Annotated in this window: 21 protein-coding genes; 15 read left to right on the top strand and 6 right to left on the bottom strand. The window is 72.9% G+C overall.

All coding sequences use genetic code 11. From position 1 onward, the window contains the following. From JKV81_RS24755 to JKV81_RS24740, 4 genes are all read left to right on the top strand, one after another. Positions 1–765, top strand: a 765-nt coding sequence (locus JKV81_RS24755; RefSeq protein WP_202077850.1) for an oligopeptide/dipeptide ABC transporter ATP-binding protein, incomplete at its 5' end; no start/stop codon positions are given. Positions 766–783: 18 nt separating this feature from the next. Beyond that, on the top strand, positions 784–1455 hold the full coding sequence (locus tag JKV81_RS24750) for a trimeric intracellular cation channel family protein (protein ID WP_124274802.1): 672 nt from the start codon (positions 784–786) through the stop codon (positions 1453–1455). A 51-nt stretch (positions 1456–1506) separates the two neighbouring features. Beyond that, positions 1507–2382 carry a thioesterase family protein gene (locus JKV81_RS24745; RefSeq protein WP_129265576.1) on the top strand — a complete coding sequence of 292 codons (876 nt, stop codon included), beginning with the start codon at positions 1507–1509 and terminating at the stop codon, positions 2380–2382. A 69-nt stretch (positions 2383–2451) separates the two neighbouring features. Then, a complete protein-coding gene (locus JKV81_RS24740) occupies positions 2452–3423 on the top strand; it encodes a helix-turn-helix transcriptional regulator (protein ID WP_202077848.1) in 972 nt (323 codons plus the stop codon). Here JKV81_RS24740 and JKV81_RS24735 read toward each other — a convergent pair. Together JKV81_RS24735 and JKV81_RS24730 are read right to left on the bottom strand one after the other, a co-directional pair. Next, positions 3395–4228 carry an alpha/beta fold hydrolase gene (locus tag JKV81_RS24735; protein WP_202077846.1) on the bottom strand — a complete coding sequence of 278 codons (834 nt, stop codon included), beginning with the start codon at positions 4226–4228 and terminating at the stop codon, positions 3395–3397. The genes JKV81_RS24740 and JKV81_RS24735 overlap by 29 nt on opposite strands. Next, positions 4225–4866 carry a TetR family transcriptional regulator gene (locus JKV81_RS24730; RefSeq protein ID WP_202077843.1) on the bottom strand — a complete coding sequence of 214 codons (642 nt, stop codon included), beginning with the start codon at positions 4864–4866 and terminating at the stop codon, positions 4225–4227. The genes JKV81_RS24735 and JKV81_RS24730 overlap by 4 nt, the downstream gene beginning before the upstream one ends. A gap of 104 nt (positions 4867–4970) precedes the next feature. Here JKV81_RS24730 and JKV81_RS24725 point away from each other — a divergent pair, with 104 nt between their 5' ends. Further along, positions 4971–5126 carry a hypothetical protein gene (locus tag JKV81_RS24725; RefSeq protein WP_099174352.1) on the top strand — a complete coding sequence of 52 codons (156 nt, stop codon included), beginning with the start codon at positions 4971–4973 and terminating at the stop codon, positions 5124–5126. 42 nt (positions 5127–5168) lie between these two features. Next, entirely contained in the window at positions 5169–5585 is a 417-nt protein-coding gene (locus tag JKV81_RS24720; RefSeq protein WP_129267134.1) for a DUF4190 domain-containing protein, read from the top strand. A 26-nt stretch (positions 5586–5611) separates the two neighbouring features. Here JKV81_RS24720 and JKV81_RS24715 read toward each other — a convergent pair whose 3' ends face one another. Beyond that, positions 5612–6205 (bottom strand): TetR/AcrR family transcriptional regulator, encoded by a 594-nt coding sequence (locus JKV81_RS24715; protein WP_202077841.1) that lies wholly within the window; start codon positions 6203–6205, stop codon positions 5612–5614. A 146-nt stretch (positions 6206–6351) separates the two neighbouring features. Here JKV81_RS24715 and JKV81_RS24710 point away from each other — a divergent pair, with 146 nt between their 5' ends. Together JKV81_RS24710 and JKV81_RS24705 are read left to right on the top strand one after the other, a co-directional pair. After that, positions 6352–8121: a serine/threonine-protein kinase gene (locus tag JKV81_RS24710; protein ID WP_202077840.1), complete on the top strand. Its 1770-nt coding sequence runs from the start codon at positions 6352–6354 to the stop codon at positions 8119–8121. Between the two features lie 117 nt (positions 8122–8238). Beyond that, the gene (locus JKV81_RS24705) at positions 8239–9408 is read left to right on the top strand and encodes a cysteine desulfurase family protein (RefSeq protein WP_129265582.1); all 1170 of its coding nucleotides are present in this window, start codon (positions 8239–8241) and stop codon (positions 9406–9408) included. On the opposite strand, the gene JKV81_RS24700 is transcribed toward JKV81_RS24705, so the two are convergent. After that, complete coding sequence (locus JKV81_RS24700) at positions 9401–10096, bottom strand: N-acetylmuramoyl-L-alanine amidase (RefSeq protein WP_202077838.1); 696 nt, start codon at positions 10094–10096, stop codon at positions 9401–9403. The genes JKV81_RS24705 and JKV81_RS24700 overlap by 8 nt on opposite strands. Before the next feature lie 61 nt (positions 10097–10157). On the opposite strand from JKV81_RS24700, the gene mnmA reads away from it, so the two are divergent. Next, positions 10158–11288 (top strand): tRNA 2-thiouridine(34) synthase MnmA, encoded by a 1131-nt coding sequence (gene mnmA, locus JKV81_RS24695; RefSeq protein WP_202077836.1) that lies wholly within the window; start codon positions 10158–10160, stop codon positions 11286–11288. A 109-nt stretch (positions 11289–11397) separates the two neighbouring features. On the opposite strand, the gene JKV81_RS24690 is transcribed toward mnmA, so the two are convergent. Together JKV81_RS24690 and JKV81_RS24685 are read right to left on the bottom strand one after the other, a co-directional pair. Then, the gene (locus JKV81_RS24690; RefSeq protein ID WP_202077834.1) at positions 11398–12195 is read right to left on the bottom strand and encodes an alpha/beta fold hydrolase; all 798 of its coding nucleotides are present in this window, start codon (positions 12193–12195) and stop codon (positions 11398–11400) included. A gap of 62 nt (positions 12196–12257) precedes the next feature. Further along, positions 12258–12593, bottom strand: coding sequence for a DUF427 domain-containing protein (locus tag JKV81_RS24685; RefSeq protein ID WP_129265586.1), 336 nt, complete (start codon positions 12591–12593; stop codon positions 12258–12260). Between the two features lie 65 nt (positions 12594–12658). Here JKV81_RS24685 and JKV81_RS24680 point away from each other — a divergent pair, with 65 nt between their 5' ends. The 6 genes from JKV81_RS24680 to gatC all read left to right on the top strand — a co-directional run bounded on the left by JKV81_RS24680 (position 12659) and on the right by gatC (position 20115). After that, on the top strand, positions 12659–13198 hold the full coding sequence (locus JKV81_RS24680; protein WP_129265587.1) for an LOG family protein: 540 nt from the start codon (positions 12659–12661) through the stop codon (positions 13196–13198). A 70-nt stretch (positions 13199–13268) separates the two neighbouring features. Next, positions 13269–13958 carry an SDR family oxidoreductase gene (locus JKV81_RS24675; RefSeq protein WP_202077832.1) on the top strand — a complete coding sequence of 230 codons (690 nt, stop codon included), beginning with the start codon at positions 13269–13271 and terminating at the stop codon, positions 13956–13958. Positions 13959–14005: 47 nt separating this feature from the next. Further along, the gene (locus JKV81_RS24670) at positions 14006–15031 is read left to right on the top strand and encodes a methionine synthase (RefSeq protein WP_147983913.1); all 1026 of its coding nucleotides are present in this window, start codon (positions 14006–14008) and stop codon (positions 15029–15031) included. 39 nt (positions 15032–15070) lie between these two features. After that, positions 15071–17269: an NAD-dependent DNA ligase LigA gene (ligA, locus tag JKV81_RS24665; protein WP_129265589.1), complete on the top strand. Its 2199-nt coding sequence runs from the start codon at positions 15071–15073 to the stop codon at positions 17267–17269. Between the two features lie 304 nt (positions 17270–17573). Further along, the gene (locus tag JKV81_RS24660; RefSeq protein WP_202077831.1) at positions 17574–19718 is read left to right on the top strand and encodes a putative bifunctional diguanylate cyclase/phosphodiesterase; all 2145 of its coding nucleotides are present in this window, start codon (positions 17574–17576) and stop codon (positions 19716–19718) included. A 100-nt stretch (positions 19719–19818) separates the two neighbouring features. Next, on the top strand, positions 19819–20115 hold the full coding sequence (gatC, locus tag JKV81_RS24655; RefSeq protein WP_014153935.1) for an Asp-tRNA(Asn)/Glu-tRNA(Gln) amidotransferase subunit GatC: 297 nt from the start codon (positions 19819–19821) through the stop codon (positions 20113–20115). The last annotated feature ends 1 nt before the right edge of the window (position 20116 follow it).

Genomic DNA, 20116 nt, shown 5'->3' with positions numbered 1-20116 from the left:
TATCCGCACGAGTTCTCCGGCGGCCAGCGCCAGCGCATCGGCATCGCGCGGGCGCTCGCCCTCAAGCCGAAGCTGGTCGTCGCCGACGAACCGGTCTCGGCGCTGGACGTGTCGATCCAGGCGCAGGTGGTGAACCTGCTGGACGACCTCCAGGACGAGCTCGGGCTCACGTACATGATCATCGCGCACGACCTGTCGGTCATCCGCCATGTCTCGGACCGGATCGCGGTCATGTACCTCGGCAAGATCGTCGAGCTCGCGGACCGTACCTCGCTGTACGAGGCGCCGATGCACCCGTACACGAAGGCGCTGATGTCCGCGGTGCCCGTGCCGGACCCGCGCCGGCGCGGTGCCAAGAGCGACCGCATCCTGCTCAAGGGCGATGTGCCGTCGCCGATCTCGCCGCCGAGCGGCTGCCGCTTCCACACCCGGTGCTGGAAGGCGACGCAGGTCTGCAAGACCACCGAGCCGCCGCTGCTCCAGCTGAAGACCGGGCACCAGGTGGCGTGCCACCACCCGGAGAACGGCGAGGACCAGGCCCCGGGGGACGCGCCGCTCGTCGCGGACGTCATCACGGTGAAGTCCGCGGCCCCCGCGGAGCCGGCGGTGACCGCGTCCGTGGCGGAGGAGGCTCCCGAGCCCGCCGAGCCGGAGACGCCCGCCGAGCCCGAGGCGTCGGAGGAGGCCCCCGAGCCCGCCGCCGAGACGGACGACAAGGGTGCGTCCGCGACGCCCACGGGTGCGGAGGACAAGACGAAGGAGTAGTACCGGCACAATTGCCCGGTGCTCAACGAACTCTTCACCCCCTCCGTCCAGCATGCGCTCGACATCGTCGGGATCTTCGTCTTCGCGATCTCGGGCGCCCTGCTCGCCGTACGCAAGAACTTCGATGTCTTCGGCATCGCGGTCCTCGCCGAGGTCACAGCGCTGGGCGGAGGGATCTTCCGTGATGTGATCATCGGCGCGATCCCCCCGGCGGCCTTCACGGACCTCGGCTACTTCGTGACCCCCCTGATCGCCGCCGCCCTGGTCTTCTTCCTGCACCCGCACGTGGAGCGGATCCAGGTCGGCGTCAACGTCTTCGACGCGGCGGGCCTCGGGCTCTTCTGCGTGTCCGGCACGATCAAGGCGTACGAGTACGGGCTCGGCCTCACCTCGTCCGCCGCCCTCGGGCTGGCCACCGCGGTCGGCGGCGGTGTGCTGCGCGACGTCCTGGCCAACGAGGTGCCCTCGCTGCTGCGCTGGGACCGCGACCTGTACGCCGTGCCCGCGATCGTCGGCGCCGTCATGGTCGTCCTCTGCATCCGCTTCGACGCCCTCGGCGCCTACACCAGCGGCGCCGCCGCGATCACCGCGTTCGTCCTCCGGCTGCTGGCCATGCGCTTCCACTGGCGGGCCCCGCGCGCCTACAACCGGCGCTCGGCCACGGCCGAGGAGACCTCGGCCGTCATCTGAACGCAACAAAAAGCTACCGCTCAGTAATACGATCGGTGTAGCGTGCATTCCATGGCACAGGCAGCAGCGCAGGAGTCGCGCGCGGTAGACGCGGTACAGGCGACCATCGGTGACAGCGAATTCGACCGCGACACCGCCGTCACGCTCCGGGAGGAAGGCGTCTACGACGCGGAACTCTCCGCGGGATGGACGATCATCCACGCGGTCAACGGCGGCTATCTGCTCGCCATGCTGGGACGCGCGCTCGGCCAGGCGCTCCCGCACTCCGACCCCTTCTCGGTCTCCGCGCACTACCTCACGGCCTCCGTCCCCGGCCCCGCCGTGATCCGCACCCAGGTCGTCCGCACCGGCCGCACGCTCTCCACCGGCCAGGCCTCGCTCTTCCAGTTCGCTGAGGACGGCACGGAGGTCGAGCGCATCCGCGTGCTGGCCACCTACGGCGACCTGGACGGCCTGAGCGAGGAGGTCCGTACGACCGCCGAGCCGCCGGCCATGCCGCCCCGGGACCAGTGCCTCGGCGCGAGCGACGGCACGGCGCCGATCCCCGGCAGCTCGGCCATCACCGAACGGCTGGACATCAAGCTCGACCCGGCGACCGTCGGCTGGGCGATCGGCGCACCGTCGGGCAAGGGCGAGATGCGGGGCTGGTTCGGGCTCGCCGACGGCCGCGACGCGGACCCGCTGTCGCTGCTGCTCACCGTGGACGCGCTGCCGCCGACCTCGTTCGAGCTGGGGCTGAAGGGCTGGACGCCCACCATCGAGCTCACCACCCACATCCGCTGCCGCCCGGCCCCCGGGCCGCTGCGCGTCTCCATCACCACCCGCAACCTCGCGGGCGGCTTCCTGGAGGAGGACGCGGACGTCTGGGACAGCGCCGGCCGACTGGTCGCCCAGTCCCGCCAGCTCGCCCGCGCGCCCCGCGGCTGAGACACCGGGCCCAGCGCCCCGGCCGGGTCCCGCGCCGGGTCCCGCGCCCGGTCCCGTCATGATGGTGCCGTGAAGTCCGACCGGCTGCTCTCCGTCCTGCTGCTGCTCCAGACCCGTGGGCTGGTCCCCGCCGGTGAGCTGGCCGAGCGCCTCGAAGTCTCCGTACGCACCATCTACCGGGACGTCGAGGCGCTCTCGGCCGCCGGGGTGCCCGTGTACGCGGAGCGGGGGCGCAACGGGGGGATCGCCCTGCTGCCGGGCTTCCGTACCGATGTCACCGGCCTCACCGCCGACGAGGCGCGTGCCCTGTTCGTCCTCGCCGCGCAGGGGGCCCACGCGGCGCTCGGGCTGGACGACGCGCTCGGCTCCGCCCTGCGCAAGGTGATGGCCGCGCTCCCGGCGCCGCACCGGCCCGCCGCCGAACAGACCAGCCGGCGCATCCTGGTTGACCCGGTCCGCTGGATGAGCGGCCCCCGGGCCGCCGTCGACGTGGGCGAGCTGCACGACGCGGTCTTCGCCGACCGGCGGCTGCTGCTGCACTACCGGCACAGCGGCACGGACACCCCGCGCGTCTACACCGTCGACCCGTACGGCCTCGTGGTGAAGGCGGGTGTCTGGTACCTGATCGCCGATCTGGACGGCGCACCCCGGCTCTTCCGCGCTGACCGGGTGGGGCGGGCGGTCGTCACCGAGGAGCCCGTGGTGCGCCGGGCGGGCGTGGAGCCCGCCGACGTATGGGAGGAGCTGCGCCGGCAGGTCGAGGAGCGGCCCGGGGACGTACGGCTCCGGGTGCGGGTGCACCGCTCCCGGTCGGACCTCTTCGTACGCCTCCACACCGGGGTGCTGACCGGGCCGCCGGTGCCCGATCAGGAGGCGGCGGGGGAGTGGCTGCTGGCGGAGCTCGCCGTGCCGGAACTCGCGTGGGCGCGCTCCCTGCTCTCCTTCGGCCCGAACCTCGAAGTGCTGTCACCGCCGGAGGCCCGCCGGGTGCTCGCCGAGGCCGCGGCCGCCGTCACGGAGCTGTACGCAGGAAACGGGTGAGGGCGGCCGTCAGCTCGGCGGGCGCGTCCTCCTGGACGAGATGCCCGGCCCCTTCGATCAGCCGCAGCTCGGCACCCGGGATCATCCCGGCCAGCTCATGGCCGCGGGCCACCGGGATCCAGGTGTCCTCCGCGCCCCAGCACACCAGCACGGGCAGCTCCAGCTCCCCGTAGCGGTGCTGGATCTCGTCGGTGAACCGCTGGTCGTTCTGGGTGATCTGCCGGTAGAACGCGGGCTGTCCGGCCTCACTGCACCAGGGGGCGACGAGCCGGTCCAGCACCGCCGGGTGCAGCCCCCGGTGGCTCGCCGAGCCGACGTACTCGCGTACCAGCGCACGGTGCAGGTCCGGCGACAGCTCGCCGAAGACCTCGGCGCGGCCGCCGAGCAGCCGGTAGGCGGGCGAGCCCCAGGGGGACAGCGCCACCGGGTCGACGAGGGCCAGGCGGCGGTAGCGGGCGCCGTGCAGGAGGTGGGCGCGCAGGGCGACACAGCCCCCGAAGTCATGGGCGGCCACGGCCGGTTCGGTGAGCCCCCAGTGGCCGAGGAGCTCGGCGAGCACGCGGCCCTGGGCGCCGAGCGACACGTCCTGGCCGGCGTACTGCGCGGAGGCGCCGTAACCCGGCAGGTCCCAGACGTACACCCGGTGGTCCTGCGCCAGGCCCCGGGCGATGCCGCGCCAGACGTACGAGGAGAAGGGCGTGCCGTGCACCAGGACCACCGGCGGGGCCTGCTCCGGGCCCAGCACGTCCCAGCGCACCTCACCCGAGGAGCTGTCGAAGGTCCGGTCCAGGGTCCAGTCGCTCATGATTCCGACCCTAGGGCCTCTCCGTCCAGCCAGTGGGCCCGGCCCACCGTGACCAGCCGCAGCCGGCGCCGCGCCACCCGGACGACCTCCCGCTCGCCCTCCGGGCCGGCGTCCAGCAGCGCCGAGGTCGTGAGCACCATGTGGTCGACGTACAGCCCGCCCAGCATCAGGAGGTCCTCCCGGCTCCAGCCCGCCGACTCGGGCTCCGCGCCCAGCGCCTCGGCGACCTCCTCGGCGAAGCCGCGCAGCTGGGCGGCGATGGCCTCGCGCACCTCTCCGACACCGCCGTGCTGTTCGCGGGCGATGAAGCGGAAATGGGCGGGCTGCGCCGTGACATGACGTGCTATCAGCTCGACGCTGCGGTCGAGCCGCTCCTCGCTGTCCCCCGTGTCGGCGAGGATCGCGCCGATCATGCCGTGCAGGCTGTCCAGGGTCTCCTCGACGAGGGCGACGCCCAGGGCCGCCGTGCCGTCGAAGTGCCGGTAGAAGGCCGTCGGCGTCACGCCCACGGCCCGCGTCACCTCACGCAGGCCCAGGCTGCTCAGGCTCTGGTGCTCCAGCAGTCCCAGGGCTGCGTCGAGCAGCCCCTGCCGCGTCTTCAGCTTCTGGGCCTGACGGATGCCGATGGTGTGACTCATGCCATTCAGTAAACAACCGTTCTCCGAGTCTTGGAAGGGGTGGAGGGTCTAGACTCGGAAGTCAGTGAACAGTCGTACTCTCAAAGCTCGCAGAAAGGCCGGACATGTTCGTCCTCGTCGCCGCACTGCTCCTGCTGGGGGTCGTCCTCGGAGCGGTCGCGCATCTTCCGCTGCCCGTGACCCTGACCGCCGCGGCCGTGATCGGCCTCTGGCTGGCGGTCTTCGGTGTCCGTGAACGCCTCGCCCGCCGCACCCGCTGACGAAGGAGACGCACCATGACTCTCACCACCGCACGCACCGCTCTGCGCGAGGCCGTCTCCGGTGACTCGCGTGCCGATGACGCCCGTTCCGACGCAGGCCGTGGCGCCGACTCCCGTTCCGCCGACTCCCGTGCCGGTGAGGCTCGTTCGGCCGAGGCGCCTTCCTCGGGCGCCCGTTCCGGCGAGGAGTCCCCGGCGCCTTCGGCCGGGAGCCGTCCCGCCTCCCGGGAGGCCGACGGGCTCGCCGTCGCCTCGTTCGTGCTCGGGCTGCTCGGCCTCCTCGTGATGAACATCCTGCTGGGGCCCGTCGCCATCGTCATGGCGCTCATCGCCCTCGCCCGCTCGACCGCACGGCGGGGCCGCGCCCTGCTCGGGCTGGGCCTCGGCATCGCCGACCTGGTCGTCCTGGCCGTCCTGGTCACGCAGAACGGCACGGTCTCCTGGAGCCTCGCCGGCTGACAGCCCTCAGCCGTGCCGGACCGCGCTCAGGCGCGGACCGAGCGCCAGATCCGCTCCGGCAGGAGGCGCGCGGCCTCGTCGAGTCCGACGTCGTCGACCCCCGACAGCGACCGCCGCGCGACCGCGACGACCGGGCCCATGACCAGGGACTCGACCAGCGGCAGGGGGAGCGGAGCCAGCTCCCCCGACTCGACGTGGAGCCGGATCCACAGGCCCACCTCCGAGATCCTGGCCTCCTGGGCGTCGCGGAACTCCTTGCCCCGCGTCATGCTCTTGCGGTCGGCCAGGGGCGAGTGCAGGAGCAGGGCGGGCTCGCGATGCTCCTGGACGAAGGTCAGATAGGCCCGCACGGCCGCGGCGATGCCCTCGCGCGCGCTGCCCGACTCCCGCAGGGCCGTGGCCAGTTCGCCCAGCAGCCGGTCCAGCCAGCGGTGGCTGAGCGTGGCGATGAGCCCGTCGATGCTGCCGAAGTGGTGGTACAGACTGCCGAGGCTGACGCCGCTCTCCCGGATGACGGCGTTGACCGTGAGCCCCTGCTCGCCCGACGCGGCGAACACGCGCAGCGCGGCGTCCAGGAGCAGTTCCGAAGTGACCTCGCCGCGTTGCTGCTTGGGGCTCATCGAAGGATCGTTCCTGTGGTTCCGGGGGCGGACGCTTCCGCGTGAATTTCTGGAGTGATTTTCTAGAAGGCGCTTCCGCATCCAGTATCCACTGGTCAGACTTCCCCCGGAACCGAAAAGTGTGTCACGGGGGAGACGGTGTGGGCGTGTTGGACCTGACGGGCAGTGGGGCCAAGCCCCTGGAACCCGACGACCCTCGGCAGATCGGCGGAATCCCGCTCGCGGGACGGCTCGGCTCCGGCGGCATGGGGCGCGTCTACCTCGGGGTCCACGAGGGGCGGTACGTCGCCGTCAAACAGGTGCTGCCCTCGATCGCCGGGGAGGACCAGGACTTCGTACGCCGCTTCGGGCACGAGCTCGACAACCTCTCCCGGCTGCCCGCGGAGGCCACCGCGCCGCTCATCGCCAGTGACCGCGACGCCCGGCCGCCCTGGCTGGCGACCGCGTACGTCCCCGGGCTCACCCTGAGCGAGGCGATCGGGCTGAACAAGGGCCCGCTGCCCGTCGGCACCCTCTGGTTCCTGCTGCGGGAGGCCGCCGCCGGACTGGTCGCCGTGCACGAGCTGGACATGGTGCACCGGGACCTCAAGCCGTCCAACGTCATGCTGACGGTCGACGGCGCCACGGTCATCGACTTCGGCGTGGCCCGTGCCACCGAGCAGAGCCAGCTGACCAGAAGCGGCATGGTGGTCGGCACACCGGCGTACATGGCTCCCGAACAGGCCACCACCAGGCGGGACCTGACCGGTGCCGCCGATGTGTTCGCCCTGGGCTCGGTCCTCGCGTACGCCGCCGGTGGCAGCCCGCCCTTCGGGGAGGAGTCGGGCCCGGCCGTGCTCTACCGCATCGTGCACGAGGAACCCGACCTGGACGCGGTGCGGAGGCTGGACCCCGGTCTCGCCGACGTCGTCGCCGCCTGTCTCGCCAAGGATCCGGCGGACCGCCCCACGGCGGCCGAGCTGGTGCGCAGTGCCACGGAACACGGGCCGTTCACGGCCCCGCTGTGGCCGGAGTCCATCAGCGGGAACCTCGCCGGGAAGGCCGCCTTCGCGGCACACGTCCAGGAGATCGAACTGCCGCCGCCCGTGTCCGTGGCGACGCGGAACCTCGGGCGCAAGGGCCGCCCGAAGTTCCGGGAGCGCCGGCGTCGTACCCGCGTCTTCTTCGCCGTCGTACCCGTCGTCGTGACGCTGGGAGGCGCGACCCTCGCCGTCCAGCTCCTGCCCTGGATCTCCGACGCGGACGGCACCGGGATCGCGGGCCCGTCCGCCACGGCCACGGCCCCGGCCGAGCCCACGGCCTCGCCGAGCGGTGCCGGCCCGTCCGGCTCCGCGTCGCCGGAGAAGTCGCCGACGGACAAGCAGAAGGACGAGAACGACGAGAAGGACGGGGGAGGGGACAAGGAGGCGGACGGGTCCGCGGGCCCCTCCCAGGGCGCCGGGGACGCCGGCGGCGCCCAGGACGGCTCCGGCGGGTCCGACGGCTCCGGTGCGGGCGGCTCCAGCGCCTCGGGAGGATCGGGCTCCTCCGGCGGAGCCGACCCGGGGGGCGCCACGACACCCTCCGGCACCCACCGCTATCGCAACGGCGAGAACGGCAAGTGTCTCGCCGCCCCGTACAACGGCTACCCGGCCACCGGTGCCTGCGACGGCTCCGGCACCGTCTGGAGCGTCCGGAGCGTGTCCGGCGGATCCTTCCAGCTCGTCCACGAGTCGGGCAGGTCGTGCCTCAGCGCCGGGGCGGGAGGGGTCCTGCTGCTCTCCTGCAACGAGGACGCCTCACGCCAGTGGCGGGCGGGGTCGGGAGGCACCTTCGTGAGCGTCGGCACGGGGGGCTGCCTCGGAACGGGGAACGGCGGCGGCCTCCTGGCGGGCAGCTGCTCGGGAGCGGCGGCCCAGCGCTGGACGGCCGTCTGAGCACTGCCGGGTCCCCCCGACCGCGGTCCCTCCGGGCTGCCGCGCTCGGGGGGCCCGCTGTGCCGGGTGCTGCCCCCGGCACACCCCGCGCCGCGGACTCGTAGAATCGTCACCACCATGGCTTACCTCGACCACGCCGCGACCACGCCGATGCTTCCGGAGGCGATCGCGGCGATGACCGCGCAGCTCGCCGTCACCGGCAACGCGTCCTCACTCCACGCCGCCGGGCGCCGGGCCCGCCGTACCGTCGAGGAGTCCAGAGAAGCCCTCGCCGACTCCCTCGGCGCACGCCCCAGCGAGGTGGTCCTGACCTCCGGCGGCACCGAGGCCGACAACCTCGCCGTCAAGGGCCTCTACTGGGCCCGCCGCGACGCCGACCCCCGGCGCACCCGGGTCCTCGCCAGCCCGGTGGAGCACCACGCCGTCCTCGACGCGGTGGACTGGCTCGCCGAGCACGAGGGCGCCACCGTCGAATACCTCCCGGTCGACGCGTACGGGCGGGTGCACCCGGACGCGCTGCGGGAGGCGCTCGCGCGTGATCCCGACGATGTCGCCCTGGTCACCGTCATGTGGGCCAACAACGAGATCGGCACCATCATGCCGATACGTGAACTGGCCGAGGTGGCGCGCGAGTTCGGCGTCCCGATGCATGCCGACGCGGTCCAGGCGTACGGGCAGCTGGAGGTCGACTTCGCCCGCTCCGGGCTGGCCGCCATGACGGTCAGCGCGCACAAGATCGGCGGCCCGTACGGCATCGGCGCGCTGCTGCTCGGCCGCGACCAGACCCCCGTGCCCGTCCTGCACGGCGGCGGCCAGGAGCGGCATGTGCGCTCCGGCACCCTCGACGTACCCGCCGTGGCGGCCTTCGCCGTGGCCGGACGGCACGCCGCCGACGGGCGCGAGGCCTTCGCCCGCGAGATCGGCGCACTCCGGGACGAGCTGGCGGCGGCCGTGCTGAAGGCCGTCCCCGACGCCCTCCTCGGCGGTGACCCGGCCCCCGGCGGGCGGCTGCCCGCCAACGCCCACTTCACCTTCCCCGGCTGCGAGGGCGACTCCCTCCTGCTGCTGCTCGACGCCCAGGGCATCGAGTGCTCCACCGGGTCCGCGTGCACCGCCGGCATCGCGCAGCCCAGCCATGTGCTGCTGGCCACCGGCACCGATCCCGAGCTGGCGCGCGGCACGCTCCGCTTCTCGCTCGGCCACACCTCGGCCCCCCAGGACGTGGAGGAGGTGGCGCGGGCGATCGGCCCCGCGGTCGAGCGGGCCAGGACGGCAGGGCTCAGCTAGCCCGCGGCCCCTCGGTCCCGCCCGTGGACGCGGCGCGGACCAGCTTCATGTAGCGGGTCCAGTCCCAGTGCGGTCCGGGGTCGGTGTGGTCCGTGCCGGGCACCTCGACGTGCCCGATGATGTGCTCGCGGTCCATCGGGATCCCGTACCGCTTGCATATCGCCGCCGTCAGCCGCGCCGAGGACTCGTACATCGCCTTGGTGAAGTCCTGCGGGCGGTCGACGAAGCCCTCGTGCTCGATGCCGACGCTGCGTTCGTTGAAGGAGCGGTTGCCCGCGTGGTACGCCACGTCGAGCTCCCGGATCATCTGCGTCACCCGGCCGTTCTGCCCGACGATGTAGTGCGTCGCCGCCCGGTGCGCCGGGTCCTGGAACACACGGACCGCGCTGGCGTAGCTGCCCTGGGTGACATGGATGATCACCCGGTCCACGCCGTAGTCGTCGGGGCGGTCGGCCCGCCGCCAGTTCCCCTCGGAGGCCGCGACCCAGCTCGCCTGGGCGTAGTCCAGCTCACCGGCCTTACGGGGCTTGTCCACGCCCGGCACCCGCCACCAGACGCGCCGGATCTCCCCCGCGGCCAGCGCGGCCGTGCCCGCCGCCGCGGCCCCGCCGCCGATCAGCAGCGTGCGCCGGCTGATGCCGTGACCGGGGCCTTTGCCCGGTGACCCGGCACTCCCGTTGTTCCCCATGTGCTCCTCAACGCATATCCGCGAGCATTCGGTTCCCGGAGCCCCGTACTCTGGTGAAGCTATGACTCAGACCTCCCAGCGCCCCCTCCGCGTGCTCGCCGCCATGTCGGGCGGAGTCGACTCCGCCGTCGCCGCGGCCCGAGCCGCCGAGGCAGGCCACGACGTGACCGGTGTGCACCTCGCCCTCTCCGCGAACCCGCAGTCCTTCCGTACGGGCGCGCGAGGCTGTTGCACCATCGAGGACTCCCGGGACGCCCGCCGCGCGGCGGACGTCATCGGCATCCCGTTCTACGTCTGGGACCTGGCGGAACGCTTCCGTGAGGATGTCGTGGACGACTTCGTCGCGGAGTACGAGGCGGGGCGTACGCCCAACCCCTGCCTGCGCTGCAACGAGAAGATCAAGTTCGCCGCGCTGCTCGACAAGGCGCTGGCCCTCGGCTTCGACGCCGTCTGCACCGGCCACTACGCCACCGTCGTGCTGAACGAGGACGGCACCCGGGAGCTGCACCGCGCCTCGGACATGGCCAAGGACCAGAGCTACGTCCTCGGTGTCCTGGACGAGAAGCAGCTCGCCCACGCGATGTTCCCGCTGGGCGACACCCTCACCACCAAGGACGAGATCCGGGCCGAGGCCGAGCGCCGGGGCCTGGCCGTCGCCAAGAAGCCGGACAGCCACGACATCTGCTTCATCGCGGACGGCGACACCCAGGGCTTCCTCGCGGGACGCCTCGGCGGCCCGGCGGAGGGGGACATCCTCGACGAGGCCGGTGCGAAGGTCGGCACCCACGAGGGCGCCTTCGGCTTCACCATCGGCCAGCGCAAGGGCCTGCGCATCGGCCACCCCGCCCCCGACGGCAAGCCCCGCTACGTCCTGGACATCTCCCCGGTGAACAACACGGTCACCGTCGGCCCGGTGGAGGCCCTCGACGTCACCGCCCTCACCGCGATCAAGCCCCGCTGGTGCGGCACGGCCCCCGCCGGCCCCGGGACCTACACCGCGCAGCTCCGCGCCCACGGCGGCGAGACCGAGGTGACGGCGGAGCTGGTCGACGGCACGCTCTCCGTCACCTTCACCGAGCCGGTCCGGGGCGTGGCCCCGGGCCAGGCGGTCGTGCTGTACGACGGGACGCGGGTGGTCGGCTCGGCCACCATCGCGACGACGGTGCGTAAGGAGAGGGCGGCCGCCGGCTGACGGACGTCCGGGCCGGCCGGGTCGCTCCCCTGCGACGACCCGGCCGAATCGGCGGCCCCTGCGGCCCGGGTGTACGGACCCGCGGGGTGGGTCCCGCGGGTCCGTACACCTAAGCCGTACGCAGGAACGGGGCGCGGGCGAAGAAGTCCGAGAGCACCGGCGCGATCGCGTGCGGCGCCAGCTCGCGGGTCTGGCCCGTCAGGGTGCGGTGCCTCGCCCGGGGGATCGCGTCCGCGAGGGCGAGCGTCGTCCGGTGCGCCTGCTCCGTGCTGGAACCGCCGGTCACCACCAGGGTGCGCGCGGTCACGGCGGCGAACCGCGCGGCGGGAACCGAGCCGTCGCCCAGCAGGGCGTCGTCGTACGCGAGGGTGTGGGCCAGGCCTTCGAGGCCGGACCAGAGCGGCGCACGGCGCATGCGGGCGATCGTCTCCTCCGCGACCCCGGACCGCGACAGATACAGCGCGACGGCGCCGCCCCGGTCACCGTTCGCCAGCAGCCGGTGCAGCAGCGCGGTGCAGCGCGACTTGTACAGGAGACCGGCGGGACCCGGGGTGTACGGCGGCTCGAAGACGGCGACCAGGTCCACGGGCAGCCCCGCGGCCTGCGCCTCCAGGGCCAGCGCCCCGCCCGACAGCATGCCGAACAGGGACACGCGCCCGCCGGCCGCCGCCGCGACCGCCGCCAGGTCCTCGATCTCGCGGCGTGGGCTGTACGGCCCGCCGTCCCCGCTCGCCCCGCGGCCCCGGCGGTCGTACGTGACGACCGTGAAACGCGGGGCCAGCAGGGCGGCCAGCGGTGCCTCGTCGGCCGCGGTGCTCAGGGCACCGCCGACCAGGATCACCGGCGGCCCGTCACCGTGGCGGCGGTACGCGATCGACGTGCCGTCACGGGAGAGAGTCTTGTCCATGTGAGGGTGGACTGCCGGGCCCGCCGGAACTCATCGCCGCCCCGGAGGAATATTTCTGACGGTCAGTCGGAGACGACGTCCGTGGCGTAGAAGCAGAAGTGGTCCTTGATCGCGGCGACTTGCTCCTTGGGCTCCGGGTAGGCCCACACGAGGTCGGCCGCGTCCGGCAGCGACCAGTACGAGGCATCTCCCTTGAACGGGCAGTGCGTACGGGTGTCCGAGGCCGTCAGCAGCTCCGTACGGACGTCCTCGGGCGGCAGGTAGTAGCGGTCGGGGCAGCCCGTCTCGCGCAGCACCAGGGGGCGGCGGCTCTCGGCGAGCACCTGCCCGCCGTGCACCGCGCGCACATGCACGGCCTCGGGCCCGACGGTGATGGTGTGTCCTGTGGTGGAGGTCATACGAGGTTCAGCCGAGGCGGAGCCCGGTTTCTTCCCGCACCCGGGACCGGTCGTACGGTGTCCGCATGAACATCTGTGTCTTCCTCTCCGCCGCCGACCTCGACGACCGCTACACCGTGCCCGCCCGTGAGTTCGCCGAGCTGCTGGGCCGGGGCGGGCACACCCTGGTCTGGGGCGGGTCGGAGAGCGGGCTGATGAAGGTCGTCGCCGACGGTGTCCAGGAGTCCGGCGGGCGGCTCGTGGGGGTGTCGGTGGACTTCCTCGCGGCGAAGGCGCGCACCGACGCCGACGAGATGGTGATAGCCAAGGACCTGGCCGAGCGGAAGGCGCTGCTCCTGGAGAAGTCCGACGCGATCGTGATCATGGTCGGCGGGACGGGGACGCTGGACGAGGCGACGGAGATCCTGGAGCTGAAGAAGCACGGCAAGCACACCAAGCCCGTCGTCCTGCTGAACACCGCCGGGTTCTACGACGGGCTGCACCAGCAGTTCCGGCGCATGGAGGACGAGGGCTTCCTGCCGCTCCCGCTGACCGAGCTGGTTTTCTTCGCCGAGGACGGCGTCGGGGCGCTGGCCTACCTGGAGGAGTCGGCCGGCCTCCAGTGAGGCCGGCACCCGCGGCGGGGCGAGTACCTGCGGTGACGCCCCGCACCTGCCGTGATGCGAGCATGAGGGCATGCCTACTCATCTCATCACCGGCGCCGGCTCCGGCATCGGAGCGGCCGTCGCCCGTCGTCTCCTGGAGCGCGGCGACGACATCGTGCTGCTGGCCCGGGACGCCGGACGCGCCAAGGAACTGGCCGCGCTCCACCCCGGGGCCCGCACGCTCGTGGGCGACCTCGGCAACCCCGACCGGCTCTCCTGGGCCTTCGGGCAGCAGCCGATGCCCGAGCGCCTCGACTCGCTGCTCCACATCGCGGGCGTCGTCGAGCTCGGCACCGTCGGCGACCTCACCCCCAAGGCCTGGCACTTCCAGCTCAACGCCAACCTGGTCTCCCCGGCCGAGCTGACCCGCCTCCTGCTGCCGCAGCTGCGCGTCGCCCAGGGCCACGTCGTCTTCGTGAACTCCGGCGCCGGTCTCGCGGCGCACGCCGAATGGAGCGCGTACGCGGCGAGCAAGCACGGCCTGAAGGCCCTGGCCGACTCGCTGCGCCACGAGGAGCACGGCAACGGCGTCCGGGTCACCTCCGTCTACCCGGGGCGCACCGCCAGCCCGATGCAGGCCAAGGTCCACCGGCAGGAGGGCAAGGAGTACGACCCCGCCCGCTGGATCGACCCGGAATCCGTGGCCACCACGATCCTGCTCGCCCTCGATCTGCCGAGGGACGCCGAGATCAACGACCTCACGGTCCGCCCCGGCCGCTGAGAGCCCGGCCGCCGGGAGCCCGCCTCCCGGGCCCGTAGGCTTTCCGTGTGAGCGAGAAGAGCGGGTTCAGCGCGAGTGCAGCCACCGGGATCGGGTCCATGCCGGGGGGAGACGCCCGGGAGGCGGCGAAGACCGTCACCGGGTCCTTCGCCGACGGCCAGGGCATGCCGTATCTGGCGGAGCTGCCCGCACGGGGCCCCGGCGCGGACATGATCGGGCGGACCGTCGGCCTGCTCACCGAGATGTACGGGCATGTGGAGCCCAGCGGCTGGCGGATCAGCGACCGCCCCGGCCGCGACACCCGCCGGGCCCGCTCCTGGCTCGGCGAGGACCTCGACGCGCTGGAGGAGTTCACCCAGGGCTACGAGGGACTGCTCAAGGTCCAGGCCGTCGGGCCCTGGACCCTCGCCGCCTCGCTGGAACTGCGGGGCGGCGAGGCCATGCTGGGCGACGCGGGCGCCTGCCGTGACCTGGCGGGCTCGCTGGCCGAGGGGCTCCGCTCCCACCTCGCGGAGGTGCGGCGCAGGATTCCCGGCGCCGAGGTCGTGCTCCAGCTCGACGAACCCTCCCTCACCGCCGTACTGCTGGGGCGGGTCAGGTCGGCGAGCGGCTACCGCACCTACCGCGCCGTGGACCGGCAGGTCGTCGAGGGGACGCTCCGCGAACTGCTCGCCGTGAACGGCGACGGGCCCACGGCCGTCCACTCCTGCGCCCCCGAGGTCCCGTTCGGGCTGCTGCGCCGCGCCGGAGCGGGAGCCGTCTCCTTCGACTTCTCCCTGCTCACCGAGCGTGAGGAGGAGGCGATCGGGGAAGCCGTCGAGGGCGGCACCCAGCTCTTCCTCGGCGTGGTTCCCGGCCAGGACGCCGCCTCGACCGCATTGTCGGACCCGGGCGGTAGCGTCAGTGGGGTCAGGACGTTGTGGAGCAGGCTGGGGCTGAATCCGGGGACTCTCAGCGAGTCCGTCGTGATCACCCCGTCCTGCGGGCTGGCGGGCGCGTCGCCCGCGTACGCACGCGCCGCGCTCGCCCACTGCGCCCGGGCCGCGAGGTCGCTCGCGGACAACCCTGAGTAACGGGTCGAAGAGTCAACGGGGCAACGGGAGGAACAGGCGATGGCCGGCGAACAGCAGGCGCGGCAGCTGACCGGTGTGCCGGCGGAGGTGCGGGAACAGCACGCACTCCTCGCCGAGCAGATCGAGGAGCACCGCTTCCGGTATTACGTGAAGGACCAGCCGGTCGTCGACGACGCCGAGTTCGACCGGCAGATGCGCGCGCTGGAGGCCATCGAGGACGAGCACCCCGAGCTGCGCACACCGGACTCCCCGACCCAGAAGGTCGCCGGCCCGTACACCACGGAGTTCACCTCGGTCGAGCACCGCGAGCGCCTGCTCTCCCTGGACAACGCCTTCGACGACGCGGAGCTCGCCGCCTGGGCCGACCGCGTGGCCAAGGACGTGGGCAGGGGCGGATACCACTTCCTGTGCGAGCTCAAGGTGGACGGCCTCGCCGTCAACCTCACCTACGAGCACGGCAGGCTGACCCGCGCGGCGACCCGGGGCGACGGACGCACGGGGGAGGACATCACCCCCAACGTCCGTACGATCGCCGACATCCCGCTGCGTCTCAAGGGCGACCGCGTCCCCGACCTCGTCGAGGTCCGGGGCGAGGTCTTCTTTCCCATGGAGGCCTTCGAGGGGCTCAACGCCCGGCTGGTCGAGGCCGGCGACAAGCCCTTCGCGAACCCGCGCAACGCGGCCGCCGGATCGCTGCGGCAGAAGGACCCGAAGGTCACGGCGACCCGCCCGCTCCACATGGTGGTGCACGGCATCGGCGCCCGTGAGGGCTTCGACATCGAGCGGCTGTCCCAGGCGTACGACCTGCTGAAGGAGTGGGGCCTGCCGACCGCCAAGCACAACAAGGTGGTCGGATCCCTCGACGAGGTGCGGGAGTTCATCGCCTGGTTCGGCGAGAACCGCCAGTCCGTCGAGCACGAGATCGACGGCGTCGTCGTCAAGCTCGACGAGATCCCGCTCCAGGGCAGGCTGGGCTCCACCTCGCGCGCGCCGCGCTGGGCGATCGCCTGGAAGTACGCGCCGCAGGAGGTCAACACCAAGCTGGTCAACATCCGCGTCGGCGTCGGCCGCACCGGCCGGGTCACGCCGTACGCCCAGGTCGAGCCGGTCGAGGTGGCGGGATCGGAGGTCGAGTTCGCCACCCTGCACAACCAGAACGTGGTGAAGGCCAAGGGCGTCCTCATCGGCGACACCGTGGTGCTCCGCAAGGCCGGCGACGTCATCCCGGAGATCCTCGGGCCGGTCGTCGATCTGCGCGACGGCAGCGAGCGGGAGTTCGTCATGCCGTCCGAGTGCCCCGAGTGCGGGACGGCGCTGCGCCCGATGAAGGAGGCCGACATCGACCTCCGCTGCCCCAACGCCCGTTCCTGCCCCGCGCAGTTGCGGGAGCGCCTGGCCTATCTCGCGGGCCGCAAGTGCCTGGACATCGACCACTTCGGCTATGTGGCGGCCGCGGCGCTCACCAAGCCCCTGGAGCCCGCCGAGCCGCCCCTGCTGGACGAGGGCGATCTCTTCGGGCTGACGGTGGACCAGCTGCTGCCGATCCGGGCGTACGTCCTGGACGCGGACAGCGGACTGCCCAAGCGCGACCCGAAGACGGGCGAGGAGAAGATCGCCACGGTCTTCGCCAACCAGCAGGGCGAGCCGAAGAAGAACGCCCTCGGCATGCTGGAGGGCATCGCGGCGGCCAGACAGGCCCCGCTCGCCCGCATCCTCACCGGGCTCTCGATCCGCCACGTGGGGCCGGTGGCCGCCGTCGAGCTGGCCCGGCAGTTCCGCTCCGTCGACCGGATCGACGAGGCGTCCGAGGAGGAGCTGGCCGCGGCGGACGGGGTGGGCCCCATCATCGCCGCCTCCGTCAAGCAGTGGTTCGCCGAGGACTGGCACCGCGAGATCCTGCGCAAGTGGCGGGAGGCCGGGGTCCGCATGGAGGACGAGGGCGCGGGCGAGGACGAGGGGCCGCGGCCGCTGGAGGGGCTCACCGTCGTGGTCACCGGCACGCTGGCCGGCCACACCAGGGACGGGGCCAAGGAGGCGCTCCAGAGCCTGGGGGCGAAGGTCACCGGATCGGTCTCGAAGAAGACCTCGTTCGTCGTGGTGGGCGACAACCCCGGGTCGAAGTACGACAAGGCGATGCAGCTGAAGGTGCCCGTCCTCGACGAGGACGGCTTCGCGGTGCTCCTGGAGCAGGGGCCCGACGCGGCCAGGGAGGCAGCCCTCCCCGCCGAGGAAGCCTGATCGAGGCGCGATCGAGACGCGGGCGACGCGTGTTCGGGCGCCGGAGGGGAAGCAATCGGACGGGAGAGGACACGGACGCCCGGTCCAGCCCGCACGCATCACCCGTTCGGCGCTTATCAGACAGTGAGCGACACAGGACCGCATTCGGGCAAGAGCTGCAGAGCGCTGCCCGCGGGGGCCCTCGTCGGCCTACTGTTGAACGAGCACCTGCCGTGCCCGGCCGCGTGGTGGGATTCGGGTCGTGGTGGCATGGGAGCGGGGGCCACCGTGGGACATCGGCACCGCCGGCTGTGAGAGGGACGGAATGAAACCGACCGAGAGCGCCGCACCGGTGTCGCGGCTGCAAGGTTTCGCGGGCCTCACGTCGAAAGTGGGCGCCGTCGTCGTGGCGGTCGCAGCCGTGCAGCTCGCGACCGGCTTCTACCGGACTGTCCACGACGGACACGCGCTCTTCCCCGCCGGCACCGCCGGCTGGTCGCTCGCCCTGCTCACCGGGATCGTCGTGGGCCACCTGGTGGCCCTGGGACGCGACCGCTGGTGGGGCGGCACCGGTTCCGGCGCGGCCCTCACCCTCGCCGTCCTGCTGCTCTACGGCTGGGTGGCCGCCGGACTGGTCAGCCTCGTCGTCGTGGTGCTCGTCGGGATGGCCCGGCGTCACCGCTGGTGGCAGGGGCTGCTGCACGGGGCGGTGGACATACTCGGGATCGGGGCGGCCGCCCTCGTCCTGGCCGCCTTCGGCGAGGTCCCCAGCGTCGAAGTGCCCTGGCGGCCACTCCACTGGGGCATCGACGCCGTACCGGAAGTGCTGCTCGCGGCCGGCACGTACCTCCTCGTCACCCGGTGCCTGCTCTGGTACGCCAGGGTGTCGCAGAGCGGGGGGCTGCCGACGATCGCCCGCACCGCGCTCCTGCGCCAGGGGCTCGTCGCGGTCGCCCTGCTCGGGATCGCCCCGCTGATCTGCGTGGTGGCCTCGGCCAAGCCCGTGATGCTGCCGCTCTTCGCCGTCCCGCTGATCGCCCTGGACTCCACCCTCTGGATCGCCCGCGCACGGGCCGAGGAGCAGCTGAGGGACCCGCTCACCGGCCTGCCCAACCGCCAGTGGCTCCTGGAGCGGACCTGGACGGCGCTGGAGGAGGCCGACGGCACGGGCACCCGGACCGCCCTCGTCCTCATCGACCTCGACCGCTTCCGGGCCGTCAACGACACCCTCGGCCACCTCGCCGGCGACCGGCTGCTGCTCCAGATAGCGGAGCGGCTGCGGCTCGCCCTGCCCCGCGGTGCGGAGGCCGCCCGGCTCGGCGGTGACGAGTTCGCCGTACTGCTGCCGACCGCCGACTCCACCACCAGCGCCCAGCGCATCGCCCGCCACCTGGTCGCCGAGCTCTCCTCGCCCCTCGACCTCGACGGGCTCACCCTGGTCCTGGAGGCGAGCGCGGGGGTCGCCGTCCACCCCGACCACGCGCTGGACGCCGAAGGGCTGCTCAGACGGGCGGACGTGGCGATGTACCAGGCCAAGCGCGACCGTACGGGCGTGGAGGTCTACGAGTCCAAGCGCGACAGCAACACCCCGGACCGCCTCGGCCTGCTGGGCGATCTGCGCCGCGCCCTGGACGCCCGCGAGGTGGAACTCCACTACCAGCCCAAGGTCCGCTTCGACGGCCAGGTCGCCGGCCTCGAAGCGCTCGTACGCTGGGTGCACCCGGAGCGCGGGCGGGTCCCCCCGGACGAGTTCATCGCGATCGCGGAGTCCTCCGGGCTGATGCCCCACCTCACCGAGTACGTGCTGGAGACCGCGCTGGCCCAGGTGGCCCGGTGGCGGGCGCAGGGGCTGTTCGTCCCCGTCGCGGTCAACGTCTCGCCGCGCGACGTCCACACCCCCGGCTTCGCGGGCAGCGTCGCGGCGCGGCTCGCCCGGCACGGTGTTCCCGCCGGCGCGCTCCAGCTGGAGATAACCGAGCACGTCCTGCTGGAGGACCCCCAGCGGGCCGCCGACACCCTGGCCGGGCTGACCGGGCACGGGGTGAAGATGTCCCTCGACGACTTCGGCACCGGCTACTCCTCCCTGGTCCATCTGCGGAAGCTGCCGGTCAGCGAGCTCAAGATCGACCGGTCGTTCGTCGCACGGCTGGCCGTGGACAACGAGGACGCCGAGATCGTCCGCTGCACCATCGACCTGGCCCATTCGCTCGGGCTGATCGTCGTCGCCGAGGGCGTCGAGGACGACGAGACCTGGGAGCGGCTGCGGGACCTGCGCTGCGACGCGGTGCAGGGGTGGCTGGTCGCCGCCGCGATGCCGCCGCAGGAGACGACCGCCTGGCTGCGGGCGCGGGGCGAGCACGGGTGGCGGCGGCCCTCGGAGCTGGAGGCCGCGGCCGCACCGGCGGTGGCCCCCGAACAGGCGCCCCGGTCCGCGGGGCGCGCGCTGAACCCGGGCCCGGCGACGGCCTGAGGGGCGGGCCCGGGGCTCCGGAGGCGGTGTGTCCTCCGGCGTGTCCCGCGACCCCATAGGATTGGGCCAAAACCACACACCAACCCCTGAGGATCGCTGCATGCCTGGCATCACGCGCGAGGAGGTCGCCCACCTCGCCCGGCTGGCGCGTCTGGAGCTGAAGGGCGAAGAGCTCGAGCACTTCGCCGGTCAGCTCGACGACATCATCGGCGCGGTCGCCCGCGTCTCCGAGGTCGCCGACCAAGACGTACCGCCGACCTCCCACCCGCTGCCGCTGACCAACGTCATGCGCGCGGACGAGGTCCGTCCGTCGCTCACCCCCGAGCAGGCGCTCTCCGGCGCCCCGGCCCAGGAGCAGCAGCGTTTCAAGGTGCCGCAGATCCTGGGGGAGGACTAAC

Source organism: Streptomyces silvae (assembly GCF_016745505.1).
In the GTDB taxonomy this organism is placed as follows: Bacteria; Actinomycetota; Actinomycetes; order Streptomycetales; family Streptomycetaceae; genus Streptomyces; species Streptomyces silvae.
Note: the sequence above shows the minus strand (reverse complement) of the source record. Positions and strands in the feature narration are given on the sequence as shown.